Source organism: Flavobacterium sp. GNP008 (assembly GCF_056428965.1).
The window spans coordinates 1-264 of sequence record NZ_JBWJVL010000033.1; the positions used below are offsets into that span (position 1 = coordinate 1).

Sequence of the window (264 nt, forward strand, 5' to 3'; positions counted from 1 at the left end):
GGTGTCCATCCCCATGTCCGTGAAGTACGGGAACTCGGTGGGGTAGGCCTTACGGAATGGATCGTCTTTGTTGATCATCCGGTTGAAGGTGAACAGTACGTCGTCGGCCGAGAATTCACGAGTCGGCTTGAAGTACGGGGTGGTGTGGAACTTGACGCCTTCGCGCAGGTGGAAGGTGTACGTCAGGCCATCCGGGGACACGTCCCAGCTGGTGGCCAGGCCAGGAACCACGGCGGTGCCGCCACGTTCGAACTGGCTCAGACG

1 protein-coding gene is annotated in these 264 nt (G+C 60.6%); it reads right to left on the bottom strand.

Annotated features, from left to right (window positions below; translation table 11 throughout):
• The coding region (locus AC0608_RS13770) for an ABC transporter substrate-binding protein (RefSeq protein ID WP_478289471.1) at positions 1 to 264 on the bottom strand (264 nt) is incomplete at both ends.